The sequence below is a fragment of the Micromonospora sp. NPDC000089 genome (assembly GCF_042899365.1).
Lineage (GTDB): Bacteria > Actinomycetota > Actinomycetes > Mycobacteriales > Micromonosporaceae > Micromonospora.
Window position 1 is genome coordinate 643,435 of record NZ_JBIAZT010000001.1, and the last position, 15,993, is coordinate 659,427.

General features: G+C 71.8%; 17 protein-coding genes, 1 tRNA gene and 1 other RNA gene. 8 read left to right on the plus strand and 11 right to left on the minus strand.

Annotation, left to right across the window (positions count from 1 at the left end; translation table 11 throughout):
- Positions 1-9: 9 nt before the first annotated feature.
- From ACFY3U_RS03055 to ACFY3U_RS03070, 4 genes are all read left to right on the plus strand, one after another.
- Positions 10-402: a PPOX class F420-dependent oxidoreductase gene (locus tag ACFY3U_RS03055; protein WP_387193890.1), complete on the plus strand. Its 393-nt coding sequence runs from the start codon at positions 10-12 to the stop codon at positions 400-402.
- Between the two features lie 153 nt (positions 403-555).
- Positions 556-1,797 carry a histidine kinase gene (locus ACFY3U_RS03060; RefSeq protein ID WP_387193893.1) on the plus strand — a complete coding sequence of 414 codons (1,242 nt, stop codon included), beginning with the start codon at positions 556-558 and terminating at the stop codon, positions 1,795-1,797.
- Between the two features lie 41 nt (positions 1,798-1,838).
- Positions 1,839-2,435 carry a LuxR C-terminal-related transcriptional regulator gene (locus ACFY3U_RS03065; protein WP_387194142.1) on the plus strand — a complete coding sequence of 199 codons (597 nt, stop codon included), beginning with the start codon at positions 1,839-1,841 and terminating at the stop codon, positions 2,433-2,435.
- A gap of 9 nt (positions 2,436-2,444) precedes the next feature.
- Entirely contained in the window at positions 2,445-3,149 is a 705-nt protein-coding gene (locus ACFY3U_RS03070) for a hypothetical protein (RefSeq protein ID WP_387193896.1), read from the plus strand.
- A gap of 109 nt (positions 3,150-3,258) precedes the next feature.
- Here ACFY3U_RS03070 and ACFY3U_RS03075 read toward each other — a convergent pair.
- Both ACFY3U_RS03075 and ACFY3U_RS03080 read right to left on the minus strand, forming a co-directional pair.
- Positions 3,259-3,331 (minus strand) — tRNA-Ala (locus tag ACFY3U_RS03075).
- A gap of 88 nt (positions 3,332-3,419) precedes the next feature.
- On the minus strand, positions 3,420-4,007 hold the full coding sequence (locus ACFY3U_RS03080) for a YqgE/AlgH family protein (RefSeq protein WP_387193899.1): 588 nt from the start codon (positions 4,005-4,007) through the stop codon (positions 3,420-3,422).
- Between the two features lie 150 nt (positions 4,008-4,157).
- Between ACFY3U_RS03080 and ACFY3U_RS03085 the strand changes: the two genes are divergently transcribed.
- Together ACFY3U_RS03085 and mdlC are read left to right on the plus strand one after the other, a co-directional pair.
- Positions 4,158-4,961 carry an S-methyl-5'-thioadenosine phosphorylase gene (locus tag ACFY3U_RS03085; protein ID WP_387193902.1) on the plus strand — a complete coding sequence of 268 codons (804 nt, stop codon included), beginning with the start codon at positions 4,158-4,160 and terminating at the stop codon, positions 4,959-4,961.
- Positions 4,962-5,083: 122 nt separating this feature from the next.
- Positions 5,084-6,679: a benzoylformate decarboxylase gene (gene mdlC, locus ACFY3U_RS03090; RefSeq protein ID WP_387193905.1), complete on the plus strand. Its 1,596-nt coding sequence runs from the start codon at positions 5,084-5,086 to the stop codon at positions 6,677-6,679.
- On the opposite strand, the gene ACFY3U_RS03095 is transcribed toward mdlC, so the two are convergent.
- From ACFY3U_RS03095 to pruA, 8 genes are all read right to left on the minus strand, one after another.
- Positions 6,676-7,101: a hemerythrin domain-containing protein gene (locus ACFY3U_RS03095; protein WP_387193908.1), complete on the minus strand. Its 426-nt coding sequence runs from the start codon at positions 7,099-7,101 to the stop codon at positions 6,676-6,678. The two genes, mdlC and ACFY3U_RS03095, sit on opposite strands and share 4 nt — an antisense overlap.
- A 130-nt stretch (positions 7,102-7,231) precedes the next feature.
- Positions 7,232-7,607: a transfer-messenger RNA gene (gene ssrA / locus ACFY3U_RS03100) on the minus strand.
- Positions 7,608-7,711: 104 nt separating this feature from the next.
- Positions 7,712-8,191, minus strand: a complete 480-nt coding sequence (smpB, locus tag ACFY3U_RS03105) for an SsrA-binding protein SmpB (protein WP_387193912.1) — start codon at positions 8,189-8,191, stop codon at positions 7,712-7,714.
- 142 nt (positions 8,192-8,333) lie between these two features.
- Positions 8,334-9,209: a permease-like cell division protein FtsX gene (gene ftsX, locus ACFY3U_RS03110; protein WP_387193915.1), complete on the minus strand. Its 876-nt coding sequence runs from the start codon at positions 9,207-9,209 to the stop codon at positions 8,334-8,336.
- A 70-nt stretch (positions 9,210-9,279) separates the two neighbouring features.
- Positions 9,280-9,960 (minus strand): cell division ATP-binding protein FtsE, encoded by a 681-nt coding sequence (gene ftsE / locus ACFY3U_RS03115; RefSeq protein ID WP_387193918.1) that lies wholly within the window; start codon positions 9,958-9,960, stop codon positions 9,280-9,282.
- A gap of 118 nt (positions 9,961-10,078) precedes the next feature.
- On the minus strand, positions 10,079-11,200 hold the full coding sequence (gene prfB, locus ACFY3U_RS03120; RefSeq protein WP_387193921.1) for a peptide chain release factor 2: 1,122 nt from the start codon (positions 11,198-11,200) through the stop codon (positions 10,079-10,081).
- Between the two features lie 14 nt (positions 11,201-11,214).
- Positions 11,215-11,730 (minus strand): PadR family transcriptional regulator, encoded by a 516-nt coding sequence (locus ACFY3U_RS03125; RefSeq protein ID WP_387193924.1) that lies wholly within the window; start codon positions 11,728-11,730, stop codon positions 11,215-11,217.
- Positions 11,731-11,956: 226 nt separating this feature from the next.
- On the minus strand, positions 11,957-13,585 hold the full coding sequence (gene pruA / locus ACFY3U_RS03130; RefSeq protein WP_387193927.1) for an L-glutamate gamma-semialdehyde dehydrogenase: 1,629 nt from the start codon (positions 13,583-13,585) through the stop codon (positions 11,957-11,959).
- Positions 13,586-13,938: 353 nt separating this feature from the next.
- Here pruA and ACFY3U_RS03135 point away from each other — a divergent pair, with 353 nt between their 5' ends.
- A complete protein-coding gene (locus ACFY3U_RS03135) occupies positions 13,939-14,961 on the plus strand; it encodes a hypothetical protein (RefSeq protein ID WP_387193930.1) in 1,023 nt (340 codons plus the stop codon).
- Positions 14,962-15,056: 95 nt separating this feature from the next.
- On the opposite strand, the gene ACFY3U_RS03140 is transcribed toward ACFY3U_RS03135, so the two are convergent.
- Positions 15,057-15,566 carry a DUF6912 family protein gene (locus tag ACFY3U_RS03140; protein WP_387194145.1) on the minus strand — a complete coding sequence of 170 codons (510 nt, stop codon included), beginning with the start codon at positions 15,564-15,566 and terminating at the stop codon, positions 15,057-15,059.
- Between the two features lie 197 nt (positions 15,567-15,763).
- On the opposite strand from ACFY3U_RS03140, the gene ACFY3U_RS03145 reads away from it, so the two are divergent.
- Positions 15,764-15,991 carry a helix-turn-helix domain-containing protein gene (locus ACFY3U_RS03145; protein WP_387193933.1) on the plus strand — a complete coding sequence of 76 codons (228 nt, stop codon included), beginning with the start codon at positions 15,764-15,766 and terminating at the stop codon, positions 15,989-15,991.
- The last annotated feature ends 2 nt before the right edge of the window (positions 15,992-15,993 follow it).

Here is a 15,993-nt window from a genome sequence, read left to right on the forward strand (position 1 = left end):
CGTCGGCGCATGGATCTGCCTGACACCCTGATCGACCTGCTCCGCAGGCCCGCCATCTGCTTCGTGACCACCCTGATGCCCGACGGCTCCCCGCAGATCACCGAGACCTGGGTGGACACCGACAGCCAGCACATCGTCGTCAACACCGTCCAGGGCTTCCAGAAGGTGCGCAACGTCGAACGTGACCCGCGGGTGGCGGTCGCCGTCGCCGACCCCGAGACGCCGAGTCGCTACGTCGCGGTGCGCGGCCGGGTCGTCGAGCTGACCGAGGACGGCGCGACCGAGCACATCGACCAGCTGTCCCAGAAGTACCTGGGCCGCCCCTACCCCTGGTTCGGTGGCCGCGAGCAGCGAAGGGTGATCATGAAAATCGCGGCTGAGAAGATCAGTTCTCCGGGCTGACGGGGCCCGCCCCGGAGTGCCACGCACAAGGTCGCCTCACCATGCGACCTGTCGGCCCGCGGGTGCCGCCCGGCCGGTGGGTAGCGCTGGGTCTACCCCGGGAGTGGACCCAGCCGGCTGTCGGAGGCCTGGGGCCACCCCTAGCCTGATCGCATGACAGACACCCTGCTCAGGGCGGTGACCGGACGACGGTTCCTGGTGTCCGCGTGGCCCTGGCGTGGGGTCGCCTACTCCGCCACGACGGCGGTCGCCGCCGGGCTGCTGTGGCTCCTGCTGGCGGTACCGCTGACGCCGGTCCTCATGGCCGTCCTGGTGCTCTTCGCCGGGCGTACGAGTAGTCATCTGATCGTGGCGGCCGGCCTCGGTCTGGTCGGGGTGAGCCTGCTCGCGCTGCTCGGCCCGCGGCTGGCGCTCGCGACGGCCCGAGCCGAACGGTGGCGGCTGCGGCTGGTCGGCGACGCCCCGCGCTCACCCGGGCGCGGCGGTCGCCTCTACAGCGACCCGGCCACCTGGCGGGCGGTGGCCTACATGGTTCTGCTCGGCGTCGTCGGCCCGATCTGGCTCGGAGTGCTCGGAGTCATCGGGCTGATCGTCGTCTCGACGCCGCTCTCGGTGGGTCACCGGCTCTCGGTCATGGACTCCCCGACCGGCATCGTCGGGCGGATCGGTGGCGGGCTGCTCCTGATCCCGGTCCTGCTCTACCTGGCCGCCATCTTCGGCGGGGCGCACGCCGCGCTGGCCCGGACGCTGCTGCACCCCGAGCCGTCCGAGGAGCTGGTCGAGGTGGCCCGCTCCCGCACCAGGCTGACGCACGCGTTCGACGCCGAGCGGCTGCGTATCGAGCGGGACCTGCACGACATCGCCCAGCAGCGCCTGGTCGCGCTGACCATGCAGATCGGGATGGCCCGACTCGACCTGCCGCCCTCGTCGCCGGCCGCAGCCGCGATGGCCTCGGCACACGACCAGGCCAAGATGCTGATGGCGGAGCTACGTGACCTCATTCGCGGCATCAGCCCCCGCACGCAGCGGGAACTGGGCCTACGGGCCGCGGTCGAGGAGTTGGCCGCGGCGAGCCCCCTTGAGGTACGTGTCGACGTCCCCTCGTCGCGTTTTCCGGCGGCGGTGGAGTCAGTCGCGTACGCGGCGATCTCCGAAGGCCTTGCCAATGCCGCGAAGCATGCCCCAGCCGCCGAGGTCACCGTCACCGTTCGCCGCCAGGCCGACCGGCTGTTGATCGAGGTCCGCGACGAGGGCGGCGGCGGTGCCGACCCGGTCCGAGGATCCGGGTTGACCGGCCTCGCCGACCGCGCCGCCGCGGCCGGAGGACGGTTGCTGATGTCGAGCCCGCCCGGCGGGCCGACCGTCCTGCGCGTGGAGCTGCCGTGCGCGTCGTGATCGCCGAAGACTCGGTGCTCCTCCGGGAGGGGCTGAGCGCCATGCTGCCCCGGTTCGGGATCGAGGTCGTCGCCGCGGTCGGGGATGCGCCCGCGCTGCTGGCTGCCGTCCGCGAGCGCCGCCCCGACCTCGTGATCACCGATGTCCGGATGCCGCCGGACCACACCGACGAGGGGCTACGGGCGGCCATCACGCTCCGCACCGAGGATCCTGGCCTCGCGGTGGTCGCCCTCAGTCAGTACGTGCAGCACAGCTACGCCGGGGAACTGCTCGCCTCGGGTTCTGGCCGGTCCATCGGCTACCTGCTCAAGGACCGCATCGGCGACGTGGCCGAGTTCGCCGCGCAGCTCCGCCGGGTGGCTGAGGGCGGCACGGTGGTCGACCCCGAGGTCGTACGGCAGCTGATGCAACGCCACCGCGACCCGCTCAGACAACTCTCCCGCCGCGAACGCGAGGTTCTCGCGCTGGTCGCGCAGGGACACTCGAACGCGGCCGCCGCCGAGCTTCTCTCCCTGACCGAAGCCGGTGTCGCCAAGCACATCGGCAGCGTCCTCACCAAGCTGAACCTGCCTGTCAGCAACGACACCAACAGGCGGGTGCTCGCCGTCCTCGCGTACCTGCGCAGCCGATCCGACTAGGAGTCCCCCTTGTTCACCACCACCGCCCGGCGGCACGCCGCCGGGCTCCTCATCATGGCCGTTCTGCTGACCGCCGCGTTCTTCGTCGCCCCACCGCTGCTGGTCGGCGCCGACCGGCTCGACGACTTTCCGCGCGCCTTCGTCGGCTACTGGTCCTCGGGCGGCACAGACCTCCCGCCCGACCTCCAGCACCACGTCGACCACCAGTTCCGCCTTCATCTGGTCCGGGTGCTGATCGCCGTGCCGCTGCTCGCGGTGCTGGTGACGCTGGCCGTGCTGCTCCGGCGGTTCCGGCTGCCGATCGGGGCTCTCGCGGTCGCCGCGGCGGTGCTGCTGATCGCCAACGTCCAGGGGGCCGTGTCTCCCTTCGGCACGCTACTGCCGAATCTGGCGTCCGCACCCGCCGACGCCGACCTGACCGCCGCGCTGGCCCAGGTTCGCGACCAGGCCTCCAACGGCCCGACATCGCCGGCCCTGACCGTGATGCTCGACGAGTACGTGCGCTGGCACGTCGTGAAGGGCCTGCTGGTCGGTTTCCTGGCAGCCTTCTTCATAAGCCTGTCGGTGGTGACGTGGCGCCGGCGCCGGCGGTGGCTCAGCGGGCTCGCGGCGGTGTCGACCGTGGCCGCACTCCTGGTCGTGGCGGCCAACGTCAACGTCGTGGTGAATCCCGTCCCGGGTTTCCTGCTCCTGCTGCGCTACGGCGGTTGGTGAGGCCCAGGCGGGGGATGACGGGAGGAACCGCGAAATACCGGGTCGGAAAACGATTCAGCGACCTGGTCGATGATCATCGACCAGGTCGCTGAATCTGCAACCTCAAGGGTGGAGCCGAGGGGACTCGAACCCCTGACCCCCACACTGCCAGTGTGGTGCGCTACCAGCTGCGCCACGGCCCCTTGCCAGCGTCCCGGTCACCCGGGCACGCAGAGAACTATACACACGCCGTTCGGCATGGTCATCTCGCGGGGGTCCCCCCACGAACGCTCAGTTCAGGGCCACGTCGGAGGGGAAGTGCGCCACCGCCGCCATCATCCCGCCCTGCCGGCGCAGCACCATCGGCCACAGGTCGTCGGGCCGGTCGACGAAGGCGTCCCCGGGCAGCGCGTCGAACACGAACCAGGAGCCTTCCGCGATCTCCTGCTCCAACTGCCCGGAGCCCCAGCCGGAGTAGCCGGCGAAGACCCGGATCCCGCCGATGCCGTCGCGCAGCTTCTCCGGGTCGACCGACAGGTCGACCGTGCCCACCGCGCCGGAGACCTGCTGGAAGCCCTTCAACCGGCGGATCGGGTGCCGCAGCCGGGCGAGGCAGATCGCCGAGTCGGGCTGCACCGGGCCGCCCTCGAAGAGCACCGCCGGATGCCGGGCCAGGTCGCTCCAGTCGCCGAGCACGTCGGCGACCGGCACCTCGGTGGCGCGGTTGAGCACCACCCCGAGCGCGCCGCCGGCCTCGTGGGCGACCAGCAGCACCACCGTACGGTCGAAGTTCGGGTCCTTCAGGGCCGGAGTCGCGACCAGCAGCCGTCCGGTCATCGACTCCATGGCCCGACCCCCGATCGCCCGCCCCTCCTGCATCTCGGACACCCTCAGCCGCGCACCGGGTCGGGGAACCGGGCATCGCCGGCCATCCGTGCTGTCACCGCCATGCCTGGCACCATAGCCTGCACCCGGGGCGCTGGCTAAGGTCTGTCCGGCGGGTGAACGAGCGGGATCGAGGGAGGCGCCATGGGTCCGACGGCGGACATCGCGGTGATCGGCGGGTCGGGGCTCTACGCGCTGCTCGACGGCGCCACCGAGCACGAGGTCAGCACTCCGTACGGCGCGCCCTCCGACCCGGTGACGATCGCGCAGGTCGGCGGCCGTTCGGTGGCCTTCCTGCCCCGCCACGGGCGGGACCACCGCTTCCCCCCGCACCTGATCCCGTACCGGGCGAACCTGTGGGCGCTGCGCTCGCTGGGGGTACGCCAGGTGCTGGCCCCGTGCGCCGTCGGCGGGCTGCGCCCGGAGCTGGGGCCGGGCACGTTCGTGGTGCCCGACCAGCTGATCGACCGGACGAGCGGGCGGGCGCAGACCTACTACGACCGGGGTGCGGTGCACGTGCCGTTCGCCGACCCGTACTGCCCGGTGGGCCGGCGTACGCTGCTGGCCGCCGCCGCGGGCCGGGACGTGCCGGCGGTGGACGGCGGCACCGTGGTGGTGGTCGAGGGCCCGCGCTTCTCCACCCGGGCGGAATCCCGCTGGTACGCCTCGATGGGCGGCACGGTGGTGAACATGACCGGCCACCCGGAAGCGGTGCTCGCCCGGGAGCTGGCCCTCTGCTACACCTCGATCGCGCTCGTCACCGACCTGGACGCCGGGGTGGAGGCGGGCGAGTCGGTCACCCAGGAGGAGGTGTTCCGGGTCTTCGCCCAGAACACCGGCCGGCTGCGCGGGCTGCTGCTGGACGCGGTGGGCGCCCTGCCCGAGCAGCGGGACTGCCCGTGCGGGCACGCCCTGGACGGCATCAAGACCCCGTTCCCGCTGCCCTGAACGGGCCGGGACCTGGCAAAGCGCCCGGTCCGCTCCCTCGCGCTCGCTAGATTCGACTGGTGGGGGGCTGATCCGTCGCGCCCGCCTGCGGCCAGCGGCACGTGCCGGGACACGGAGGGGCGATGGCGACCGTCCGGGACACCACCTACGACCTGCTCCGATCCCTCGGCCTGACCACGATCTTCGGCAACCCCGGGTCGACCGAGGAGCCGTTCCTCCAGGACTTCCCGGCCGACTTCCACTACGTGCACGCGCTGCAGGAGGCGTCCGCGGTGGCGATGGCCGACGGGTACGCCCAGGCCACCGGCCGGCCGGCGCACGTCAACCTGCACACCGCGCCCGGCACCGGCAACGGGATGGGCAACCTGGTCACCGCCTGGCACAACCGCACCCCGCTGATCGTCACCGCCGGCCAGCAGAGCCGGGAGATGCTGCTGATGGAGCCGCGGCTGGCCAACCGGCAGGCGGCCGAGCTGCCCCAGCCGTACGTGAAGTGGAGCCACGAGCCGGTGCGCGCGCAGGACGTGCCGGCGGCGTTCATGCGGGCGTACGCCACCGCGGTCCAGCCACCGACCGGGCCGGTCTTCCTCTCCCTGCCGCTGGACGACTGGCACCAGCCGGCCGACCCGCCGCCGCAGGTGCGCACGGTGGCCACCCGCTTCGCGCCCGACCCGCGCCGGCTGCGGGAGTTCGCCGCGGTGCTGGCGGCCAGCCGTAACCCGGTGCTGGTGGTCGGCGCGGCGGTGGACCGGGCCGGCGGGTGGCCGGCGGCGGTGGCCGTGGCGGAGCGGCTGGCCGCGCCGGTCTGGTCCGCGCCGGCGCCGGAGCGGGCGGCGTTCCCGGAGCACCACCCGCACTACCGCGGGGTGCTGCCGTACGCGATCGCCCCGCTGGCGGAGCAGCTGCGCGGCCACGACACCGTGCTGGTGGTGGGCGCGCCGGTGTTCCGGTACTACCCGCACGTGCCGGGTGACCACCTGCCGGAGGGGGCGCGGCTGCTGCACGTCACCGACGACAGTGAGGAGTCGGCCCGGGCGCCGGTCGGCGACAGCCTGCTCGGCGACGCCGGGCTGACCCTGGCCGCGCTGCTGGATCTGCTGCCGGCGGCCGACCGCCCGTCCCCGGAGCCCCGCCCGACCCCGGCGGCGCCGTCGCCGAGCGACCCACCGAGCGCGGACGCGCTGTTCGCGGCGCTGGCCGACTGCTGGCCGACGGGCGGGGTGCTGGTGCAGGAGTCACCGTCGAACCTGGCGGCGCTGCGCCGTCGCGTCCAGGTGACCCGGCCGGCGTCGTACTTCACCATGGCCAGCGGCGGGCTGGGGTACGGCCTGCCGGCGGCGGTCGGCATCGCGCTCGCCGAGCGGGGCACCGGCCGGGGTCGGCCGGTGGTGGCGGTGATCGGCGACGGCTCGTTCCACTACTCGGTGCAGGCGCTCTGGACGGCCGCCCGGCTGCGGCTGCCGGTGGTGGTGCTGGTCCCGGTGAACCAGCAGTACGCCATCCTCAAGGCGTTCGCCGACCTGAAGGCCACGCCGGGCGTGCCCGGCCTGGACCTGCCCGGTCTGGACATCACCGCGATCGCCCGCGGCTACGGCTGCGCCGCCCGGGTGGTGGAGTCACCCGACGCGCTCGCCGACGCGATGGCCGAGGCGCTGCGCGCCGACCGGCCGACCGTGCTGCCGGCGCCGATCAGCACCGACGTGCCCGCCATTCTCTAGCGGCCGCTCTCCCCACCCAGATCCGTCTGGTACGCCTGCCAGAGCAGGTCCGCGCCGCGCTGCCGGTGCCGGGCCAGCGCCCGCAGCAGCTCGTCGACCCGCCGGCTCAGCTCCGCGGGGCCCACCGAGGGCCGGTCGGCGGCCCGCTGAAGCTCCGCCAGCGCGGCGACTATGGCGGCGTGTTCCCGGGTGAGCAGCCGTACGCCGTGGTGCAGCCGGGGCGCTTGGGCCAGCACCTCGGCGTAGAACCCGGTGGGGCCCTCAGTACGCCGGACGTGCTCGACGAAGGTCCGTCGGATCGGGGTGAGGTGGTACAGGACGCTCTCCCGCCAGCGGGGCTCACCGGCCAGGGCGAGACCGGCGGCGAGGACGTGATCGGGGAGGCCGGCGACGGCCGGCGGCTGGATCGGACGGGTGACCATGGGCACCTCCCGCGCTGCTGCGCTACCGCGTACAGCGATGGTGAACCCGCAGCTCGGCGCTGTCCAGAGGGCGGCCGGACGAAAAACGACTGTGCGCCCCGGTCCAGGTGGACCGGGGCGCACATCGAGGTGGTGGAGGTGCCGGGAATCGAACCCGGGTCCTTCGCCGGTTTGTCAGGGCTTCTCCGAGCGCAGCTCGCTATGCCTCTACTCGGCCCCACCGCTCACGCGAGCGAGTTGGTGTGACGGGCCCAGTCGCTGATTGATCTCGCCGCACGGACCCCGCGACCGGGTCCGGTTGGCCAGCCTCCTAACTGATGCCGGCATACTGGGACGGAGGCGCTCCCAGGCCGACAGACTCACTACTCGCCTCAGGCGGCGAGAGCGAAGTCAGCGCGATTGTTCTTGGCGCTTATTGGTTTCCGACGAACGATTCTCGAGACGACGTCGGCTTCCTCGGCTCGCTTCCCCTGTCGCTGCGTACGAAGTCGAAACCAGTCACCCCCTCGACAGGCCACCGTCGTGGTGGCACTGACAAGCGTAACGCCTGCCGCAACAAGATTCATCCCGAGCCCGGGGTCGGCGCGCCGACCGTGACGAACGGGACGAATCAGTCGTCCATCCCCTTGCCGCGCCGGCCGGCCACCCGCTGGATCTCCCGGTCGGCGTCCCGCTTGGCGAGGTCCTGCCGCTTGTCGTACGTCTTCTTGCCCTTGGCCAGGGCGATCTCCACCTTCGCCCAGCCGTCGGAGAAGTAGACCTGCAGCGGGACCATGGTCAGGCCGCCCTCGCGGGTCTTGCCGATCAGCCGGTCGATCTCCAGCCGCTTGAGCAGCAGCTTCCGGGTCCGCCGGGGCTCGTGGTTGGTCCAGGTGCCCTGGGTGTACTCCGGGATGTGCATGCCGTGCAGGTAGAGCTCGCCGTCGCGCTCCTGGGCGAACGCGTCCACCAGCGAGGCGCGGCCGGCCCGCAGCGACTTCACCTCGGTGCCGGTCAACGCCATGCCCGCCTCGTACGTGTCGAGGATGGCGTAGTCGTGGCGCGCCTTCTTGTTGGAGGCGACCACCTTGCGGCCCTTTTCCCGTGGCATCCGGCGCCACCCCCTTTCCGGTACGGCCCGCGGCCGGGCGGGCCGGTCGGCGGGCGAAGGGATCATCGTACTCGAACGACAAGGGCCCTCCCGCACCGATTATTCCGGCGCGGGAGGGCCCTCGGGAGAGCGGGCGGGGGGACTAGACCCGCAGGTAGAACCGGAGCGTGACCCAGGCGGTGACCGCGCTGATCAGGCCGCCGACGCCGGCCATCAGCGGGAACATCAGGAAGATGTCCGACCACTGGATCGGCGAGAGCAGGCCCTCCAGCGCCTTGAGCGAGCCGCTGAACAGGAACTGCTTGGCGCCGATCAGCGCGACCAGGCCGATCAGCGAGCCGATCAGGCCGGCGACCACCGCCTCCAGCACGAACGGCGCCTGGATGAACCAGTTCGACGCGCCGACCAGCTTCATGACCGCGACCTCACGCCGCTTGCTGTACGCGGCCACCTGGATGGTGTTGGCGACCAGCAGCAGCGCGGCGATCGCCATCACCACCGCCGCGGCCAGCGCGATGTTCTGGATCGCGGTGAGGATGTTGAAGATCTGGTCCAGCAGCTTGCTCTGGTCCACGATCTCGTCGACACCCTCGGTGTCCTTGTACTGGTCGTAGATGTTCTTGTACTGCTCGGGATTGTTGAGCTTGATCCGGAACGAGGGCGGTAGGCTGTCCGCCTTGACCGCGCTGATCAGGTCGGGAGCGTCCTGGAACATCTCCTGGAAGCGCTTGAAGGCCTCGTCCTTGTTGACGTAGATGACCTCCTTGACCAGGGGGTCAGCCTTCAGCTTGGCGTCCAGGGCCTCCCGCTGCTGGTCGTTGACGTCGGTCTTCAGGAAGATCGAGACCTGGACGTTCTCGTAGTAGAGGTCCTTCATGTCGCCGACCTGCTGGTACATCAGGCCACTGGCGCCGAGCATGGTCAGCGACACCGCCATCGTGATGATCATCGCGATGGTCATCGTGACGTTGCGCCACAGTCCGACCAGTACCTCGGACAGGACGTATTTCATCCGCATCGGGTGTTCCTCCGGCTCTCCGGCGTGAGGTGTTCGTCGTCAGGGTGTACGGCGGGGGTGGAGCTGCGGCTCACCCGTAGACGCCGCGGGCCTGGTCACGCACGATGCGACCACTCTCGATCTCCACGACGCGGCGACGCATCTGGTTCACGATGTTGGAGTCGTGGGTGACCATCACGACGGTCGTGCCGGTGCGGTTGATCCGGTCCAGCAGGCGCATGATCTCGATCGAGGTGTCCGGGTCCAGGTTTCCGGTCGGCTCGTCCGCCAGCAGGATCAGCGGACGGTTCACGAACGCCCGGGCGACGGCGACCCGCTGCTGCTCACCACCGGAGAGCTCGTGCGGGTAGCGGTGCTCCTTGCCACCGAGCCCGACCAGCTCCAGCACCTCCGGCACGACCCGGCGGGCGACCGCCTTGGTCTTGCCGATCACCTCGAGGGCGAACGCCACGTTCTCGTAGGCGGTGCGGTTGGGCAGCAGCCGGAAGTCCTGGAAGACGCAGCCGATCGAACGCCGGAAGTGGGGTCGCTTCCAGGGGCGCATCGAGGTGACGTCCTTGCCGTTCACCACGACCCGCCCCTTGTTGGGGGCGACCTCGTGGAGCAGCATCTTGATGATCGTGGACTTGCCGGAGCCGGATGGACCGATGAAGAAGACGAACTCGCCCTTCTCGATCGAGACGGACACGTTGTCGAGCGAAGGCCGGGACGCCTTCGGGTACGTCTTCGTCACTTGCTCAAGCTGAATCACGGGTCGTGAGTCTACGCGGTGTAACCGCAGAGCCAAGTCCCGAGGGCCGCCGGAGCGGCGCGCGTCATCGATTCACCCGGTCAACCGGAGATCGACGACGCGCTCCGCCCACGGGTGATCACGCAGCGTCGCTGGCGAGCTGCTGCTGCTTACGCCACCGGATGCCGGCCTCGATGAAGTCATCCAGCTCGCCGTCGAAGACCGAGGACGGATTGCCGGTCTCCTGCTCGGTTCGGAGATCCTTCACCATCTGATACGGGTGCAGGACGTAGGAGCGCATCTGGTCACCCCAGGAGCTGGTGCTGCCGCTCTTGAGGCCGGCCATCTTCTCCTCCTCCTCGCGCCGCTTCTGCTCCAGCAGCCGGGCCTGCAGCACCCGCATGGCGGAGGCCTTGTTCTGCAGCTGGGACTTCTCGTTCTGGCAGGTCACCACGATCCCGGTGGGGATGTGGGTGAGCCGGACGGCGGAGTCGGTGGTGTTGACGCTCTGCCCGCCCGGGCCGGAGGAGCGGTAGACGTCCACCCGGATGTCGTTCTCCGGGATGTCGATGTGGTCGGTCTGCTCGGTGACCGGCAGCACCTCGACCCCGGCGAAGCTGGTCTGCCGGCGACCCTGGTTGTCGAACGGGCTGATCCGGACCAGCCGGTGGGTGCCGGACTCGACGCTGAGCGTGCCGTAGGCGTACGGGACCTTGACCGTGAAGGTGGCGGACTTCAGGCCGGCCTCCTCCGCGTACGAGGTCTCGTAGACCTCGGTCGGGTAGCCGTGCCGCTCGGCCCAGCGCAGGTACATCCGCAGCAGCATCTCGGCGAAGTCCGCCGCGTCCACCCCGCCGGCGCCGGCCCGGATGGCGACCAGCGCCTCCCGGGAGTCGTACTCGCCGGAGAGCAGGGTGCGGACCTCCATCTCCTGGATGGCCTTGGTCAGCCCGGCGATCTCGCCCTCGACCTCGGTCAGCACGCCGGAGTCGCTCTCGTCCTCGGCCAGCTCCAGCAGCACCCGGGCGTCGTCGAGGCGGGAGCGTAGGCTGCCCAGCTTGTTGATCTCGCCGTTGACGTACGACAGCTGCGAGGTCACCTGCTGGGCCTTGGCCTGGTCATCCCAGAGATCCGGCGCGGACGCCTGCTCCTCCAGCCGGGCCTTGTCCTCGTGCAGGCGGTCGAGGTTGAGCACCGCCTCGATGTTGCGCAGGGTGGCGTCGAGGTCCTTGAGCTGTTCGGCGTAATCGGCAGCGGTCACGACAGTCAAGCGTACTAGCTCACCGGGGCGGTCTTGAGCCAGGACAGGGCGGCCTTGTGGTAGGCGACGGCGAACTCCAGCGCGCTGGCGTCGTACGGGTCGCCTTCCTTCTTGGCGGTCTTGACCTGCTCGCGCACGTACGCCAGGGCCTCGGTGTGGTACTCGTTGGCCGAGGCGTACAGGTTCTTCAGCTGGCTGGCCGAGTGCAGGTTGCCGAAGGCGATCCGCAGCGCGATCGGGTTGCGGATGGTGTCCCGCCCCGGGTTCTCCGCCAGCCAGCGGGAGAACGTCCGCTTGCCAGACGCGGTGATCGCGTACGGCTGGCTCATCCGCGGCCCGGGCTTGCCCAGCCGCACGAAGCCCCGCTCGGCCAGCACCGGCAACTCGCGGTAGACCTGACTGCGGGTCATCGACCAGTACGGCGCCAGTCGCCGTTCAGCGGCGGCCATCAGCTGACCGCCGGTCATGGGGCCCTCGTGCAGCAGGCCCAGCAGGGCCGCCGCGGTGGGGTTGACTCCGGATTCCGCCATGCCCTCTAAGCTGCCACTTTGGCGGCACCACGTCCAGGATTTCCGTATTTGCCACCCCGGAGATTTCCTATGTGCACTGTCGTCGGCCGACAGTGCCGGCAGGACTGTCGATGCCTGCCACCCGGACGGCCGGCCGCGCCCCTCGGACGGCCGATCCCGGCTGCGGCCCGAGGGCCGGCCGGGCCGCCGGGAACGCGCGTCGCGCCCCCGGCGGCCGTCGCCGGTCTCAGCCCATGTGCGGGTACGAGTGGTCGGTCGGCGGGACGAAGGTCTCCTTGATCGTCCGCGGCGACATCCAGCGGACCAGGTTGTGCCAGGAGCCCGCCTTGTCGTTGGTGCCGCTGGCCCGGGCGCCGCCGAACGGCTGCTGCCCGACCACCGCGCCGGTCGGCTTGTCGTTGATGTAGAAGTTGCCGGCCGCGTACCGCATCTTCTCGGCCACCGCGTCCACCACCCGGCGGTCGGTCGCGAAGATCGACCCGGTCAGCGCGTACGGGGCGATCGACTCGGCCTGGGTCACCACGTCCTCGAAGCGCGCGTCGTCGAAGACGTGCACGCCCAGGATCGGCCCGAAGTACTCGGTGGTGAAGGTCTCGTGCGCGGCGTCGGTGCACTCGAAGAGCGTCGGCCGGACGAAGTAACCGACCGAGTCGTCGGCGGTGCCGCCGGCCAGCACCCGGCAGGTGTCGTCGCCGTTGATCAGCTCCAGCGCGGCGGTGTGCCGGGAGAACGCCTTGTCGTCGATGACCGCGCCGCCGAAGTTGCGGAAGTCGGTCACGTCGCCGTAGGTCAGCGAGTCCGCGGTGGCGGCCAACCGGTCGCGCAGCCCACCCTCCCAGATCGACCGCGGCACGTACGCCCGGGACGCGGCCGAGCACTTCTGGCCCTGGTACTCGTAGGCGCCCCGGATCAACGCGGTGTGCAGCGCGTCCACGTCGGCGCTGGAGTGCGCCACCACGAAGTCCTTGCCGCCGGTCTCGCCGACCAGCCGCGGGTAGCCCCGGTAGCCGGCGATGTTCTCGCCGACGGTGCGCCACAGCGACTGGAACACCTTGGTCGAGCCGGTGAAGTGGATGCCGGCCAGGTCGGGGTCGGCGAGCACCACGTCGGAGACCTCCTCGCCGCGCCCGGTGACCATGTTGATCACGCCGGGCGGCAGGCCGGCCGCCTCGAACAGCCGCATGGTGAAGTGCGCGGCGAACTGCTGGGTCGGGCCCGGCTTCCAGACCACGGTGTTGCCGACCAGGGCCGGCGCCGACGGCAGGTTGCCGGCGATCGCGGTGAAGTTGAACGGGGTGACCGCGTAGACGAAGCCCTCCAGCGGGCGGTGGTCGAACCGGTTCCACACACCGGGCGACGACTTCGGCTGCGCCTCCAGCAGCTGCCGGGCGAAGTGCACGTTGAACCGGAGGAAGTCGATGAACTCGCAGGCCGCGTCGATCTCGGCCTGGACGGCGGTCTTCGACTGGCCGAGCATGGTGGCCGCGTTGAGGGTGTCCCGCCAGGGACCGGCCAGCAGCTCGGCGGCGCGCAGGAAGATCGCCGCGCGCTCGGAGAACGGCAACGCCCGCCACATCGGGGCGGCGTCCTTGGCGGCCTTGACGGCGGCCCGGGCGTCCTCGTGGTTCGCGTGCCCGGTGACGCCCAGCACGTGCGCGTGCCTGTGCGGCTGCACCACGTCGATCGGCGCGCCGCCGGCCATCCGCTGCTCGCCGGCGATGGTCATCGGCAGGTCGATCCGCTCGGCGGCCAGCTCGCTCAGCCGCCGCTGGAGCCGCTCGGCGTCGGCGCTGCCCGGCTCGTAGGTGCGTACCGGCTCGTTGTGCGGCTCGGGTACGGAGAACACGGCGTCCATTCCACAGGCTCCTGTGCGATCTCGACGGCGATGGCGAAACCGGACCCGCGGGCGCCGACCGGACGGCCGGACGCCGGACGCCGCGGTGGTGGGACCGGTCGCGGCGGCGGGACCTCGGCCGATTCTCCCACGGCCACCGGCTCCACCACCCCGACGGCCCCCGGTCACCCCGACCGGGACCCGGCTGCGGTCGGAAGATCTGGGCCGGTCGCCGCCTTGCATCCTTCCGCGCGGAGGCCGCCCGGGAAGGGAATCGACGGCGCCGCGCGGCTCGGGGCGGGCCGGGACGCCCGCGTACGCTGGGGTGCCGGTGATTGTGCCCGCCCGGCGGGTGAGGCGTCGAAGGGGAGACGATGAGCAACCAGCCCGGCCGCTCGACCGCCGCGGAGCCGGAACAGCCGCCGCGGGGCGACACCCCCGGTGCGGCGTCGACGCGGGCCACCGAGAGTCGTCCGTTGCGCGCCCCGGGTACGCCCGTGCTGGCGCTGCTCGCGGTCGCCTGGCTGGCGGCGATGCTCTGGTCGACCCGGGAGGCGATCACCTCGACGGCGGCCGGCCTCACCGCGATCAGCCTCTCCGCGTTCGCCCTGCCCGGCGTGATCTCCGCCGCCCTCGTCGCCGGCGCCGCGGTCGCGCTGGCGGTGACCGAACTGCTCGCCCGCCGGGGCGACCGGGCCACCTGGCGGTTCGTCGCCGCGGTCGGCACCGGCGTGCTGGTCGGTCTCGGCACCGCGGTGGCGGTCAACCTCACGTATCCGGACAACGCGACCACCAACACCATCGCCGGCACCAGCGCCGCCGCCGCGGTCATCGGCGGGGCGCTGGCCGGCGCGCGCAGCGCGGCTCCGGTTGGCGCGGTGGTCACCGCCGCGCTGGGCACCCTGTTGTTCGTGGTGGCGTTCAGCCAGGCCCGGGACCCACTGTTCGACGTGTTCGGCTCCGACGGCTCGCAGGCCTCGCTGGTGTCCGCCGCGAAGTGGGTGTCGCGGACCGAGTCGCTGCTCGGCGGCCTGATCGCCGGGCTGCTCGCCTTCGGCTATCTGACCTGGGCCCGCCGGCGGGCCGCCCGTCGCGACCCGGCCATGGTGCCGCCGCGCTGGCCCGCGTATCTGCTGGCCGGGGCCGGGCCGGGGCTGCTCCTGCTGCTCACCGAGGTGATCATCCGGATCGGCGGGCGGACCCTGCTCGACCTGGCCGGCGCGCTCAGCGAGGCCGACGCGGTGGCGCAGACCAGCCTGGGCACCTCGCGGGTGGACAACGGCATCTGGGTGCTCTTCGTCGGGGCGCTGACCGCGCTGATCGCCTTCGGCCGCACCCTCGGCCCGACGCCACGCGACGACGAGCCGCACGACGATGAGGCGCCCGCCGCGGCCTGACCGGCCGGGGTCAGCCGGCGACAGCCTGGTGGCCGGGGCGGCCAGCGACAGCCTGGTGGCCGGGGTCGGCCGGCGGCCGCGCGGCGGCGGCCTGGTCAGCCGGCGGAGTGCAGCAGCAGCTGGAGCTCGGAGGGGTCGTACCACTCCAGCTCGTGATCCTCGGCGCCGTCCACCACGAACTGGGCGTCCGGGTCGCCCGCGGTCGCCTCGACGATCACCTCGACCGCCGCCGACACGTCCTTCACCGCGTCCGCGCCGTCGACGTGCAGGGCGGCCACCGCCGACCCGGGCACCGGCCGGTCAAGGCTGACCGCGCTGGACCCGAGGTCGATGTCCGCCCGGCCCACCGCCGACCGGGGCAGGTCCGCCGAGACGACCACCCGACGCCGGGGCGCGGCCGGGTCGTCGCGCAACAGCTGCAACGCGTCCTGAGCCGCCCGGGTGAACGCGACGTACTCCAGCTCCTCGTCGTCGCCCTCGGCGTACCACTCGCGCAGCGCGGGGGTCACCGCGTGCGCCGACGACGCCGGCAGCCCCTGCTCCTCCAGCCGGGCCAGCATCGGCACGGTCGCCGGGACGTACACCCGGACCAGCTCGTCGCCCACCGTCGTCTCCCACCCGTCGTCCTGGCCGCCGGCCGGCGGCCGGTCCCGGCCGCCGATCATGCCGTACGCCGAGACCTGCATACACCTCGCACCGGCCCGGCGGAAGTTCCCGCACCGTACGCCGCGCCGGGGGCGGCTGGGCGCGCGGCGCTGTCGATGGCAAACTGAGGCAAACGACGCCAACACCGGGGGTTTCCGTGGAGCCGAGGTTTCTCCTGCTCTCCGACGTGGCCGCCGAGCTGAACGTGTCGGACTCGCAGGTGTACCACATGGTGCGCAGCGGCGAGCTGCCGGCGATCAAGATCGGCGGACGCGGGCAGTGGCGGGTCGAGCGGGCCCGGCTGGAGGAGTACATCACCCGCAAGTACGCCGAGACGGCCGACTGGGTGCGCGGCAACCCGCTGCTCGACCGCGACGGCGAGTAGCC

Coding starts and splice junctions, on each gene's coding strand:
- ACFY3U_RS03080 (WP_387193899.1), bottom strand. CDS start 4,007: ATGCAGGAGGGGCGGGCGATCGGGGGTCGGGCCATGGAGTCGATGACC.
- ACFY3U_RS03055 (WP_387193890.1), top strand. CDS start 10: ATGGATCTGCCTGACACCCTGATCGACCTGCTCCGCAGGCCCGCCATC.
- ftsX (WP_387193915.1), bottom strand. CDS start 9,209: ATGCGGATGAAATACGTCCTGTCCGAGGTACTGGTCGGACTGTGGCGC.
- pruA (WP_387193927.1), bottom strand. CDS start 13,585: ATGGACGCCGTGTTCTCCGTACCCGAGCCGCACAACGAGCCGGTACGC.
- ACFY3U_RS03065 (WP_387194142.1), top strand. CDS start 1,839: ATGCTGCCCCGGTTCGGGATCGAGGTCGTCGCCGCGGTCGGGGATGCG.
- mdlC (WP_387193905.1), top strand. CDS start 5,084: ATGGCGACCGTCCGGGACACCACCTACGACCTGCTCCGATCCCTCGGC.
- ACFY3U_RS03125 (WP_387193924.1), bottom strand. CDS start 11,730: ATGGCGGAATCCGGAGTCAACCCCACCGCGGCGGCCCTGCTGGGCCTG.
- ACFY3U_RS03135 (WP_387193930.1), top strand. CDS start 13,939: ATGAGCAACCAGCCCGGCCGCTCGACCGCCGCGGAGCCGGAACAGCCG.
- ACFY3U_RS03095 (WP_387193908.1), bottom strand. CDS start 7,101: ATGGTCACCCGTCCGATCCAGCCGCCGGCCGTCGCCGGCCTCCCCGAT.
- ACFY3U_RS03085 (WP_387193902.1), top strand. CDS start 4,158: ATGGGTCCGACGGCGGACATCGCGGTGATCGGCGGGTCGGGGCTCTAC.
- ACFY3U_RS03060 (WP_387193893.1), top strand. CDS start 556: ATGACAGACACCCTGCTCAGGGCGGTGACCGGACGACGGTTCCTGGTG.
- smpB (WP_387193912.1), bottom strand. CDS start 8,191: ATGCCACGGGAAAAGGGCCGCAAGGTGGTCGCCTCCAACAAGAAGGCG.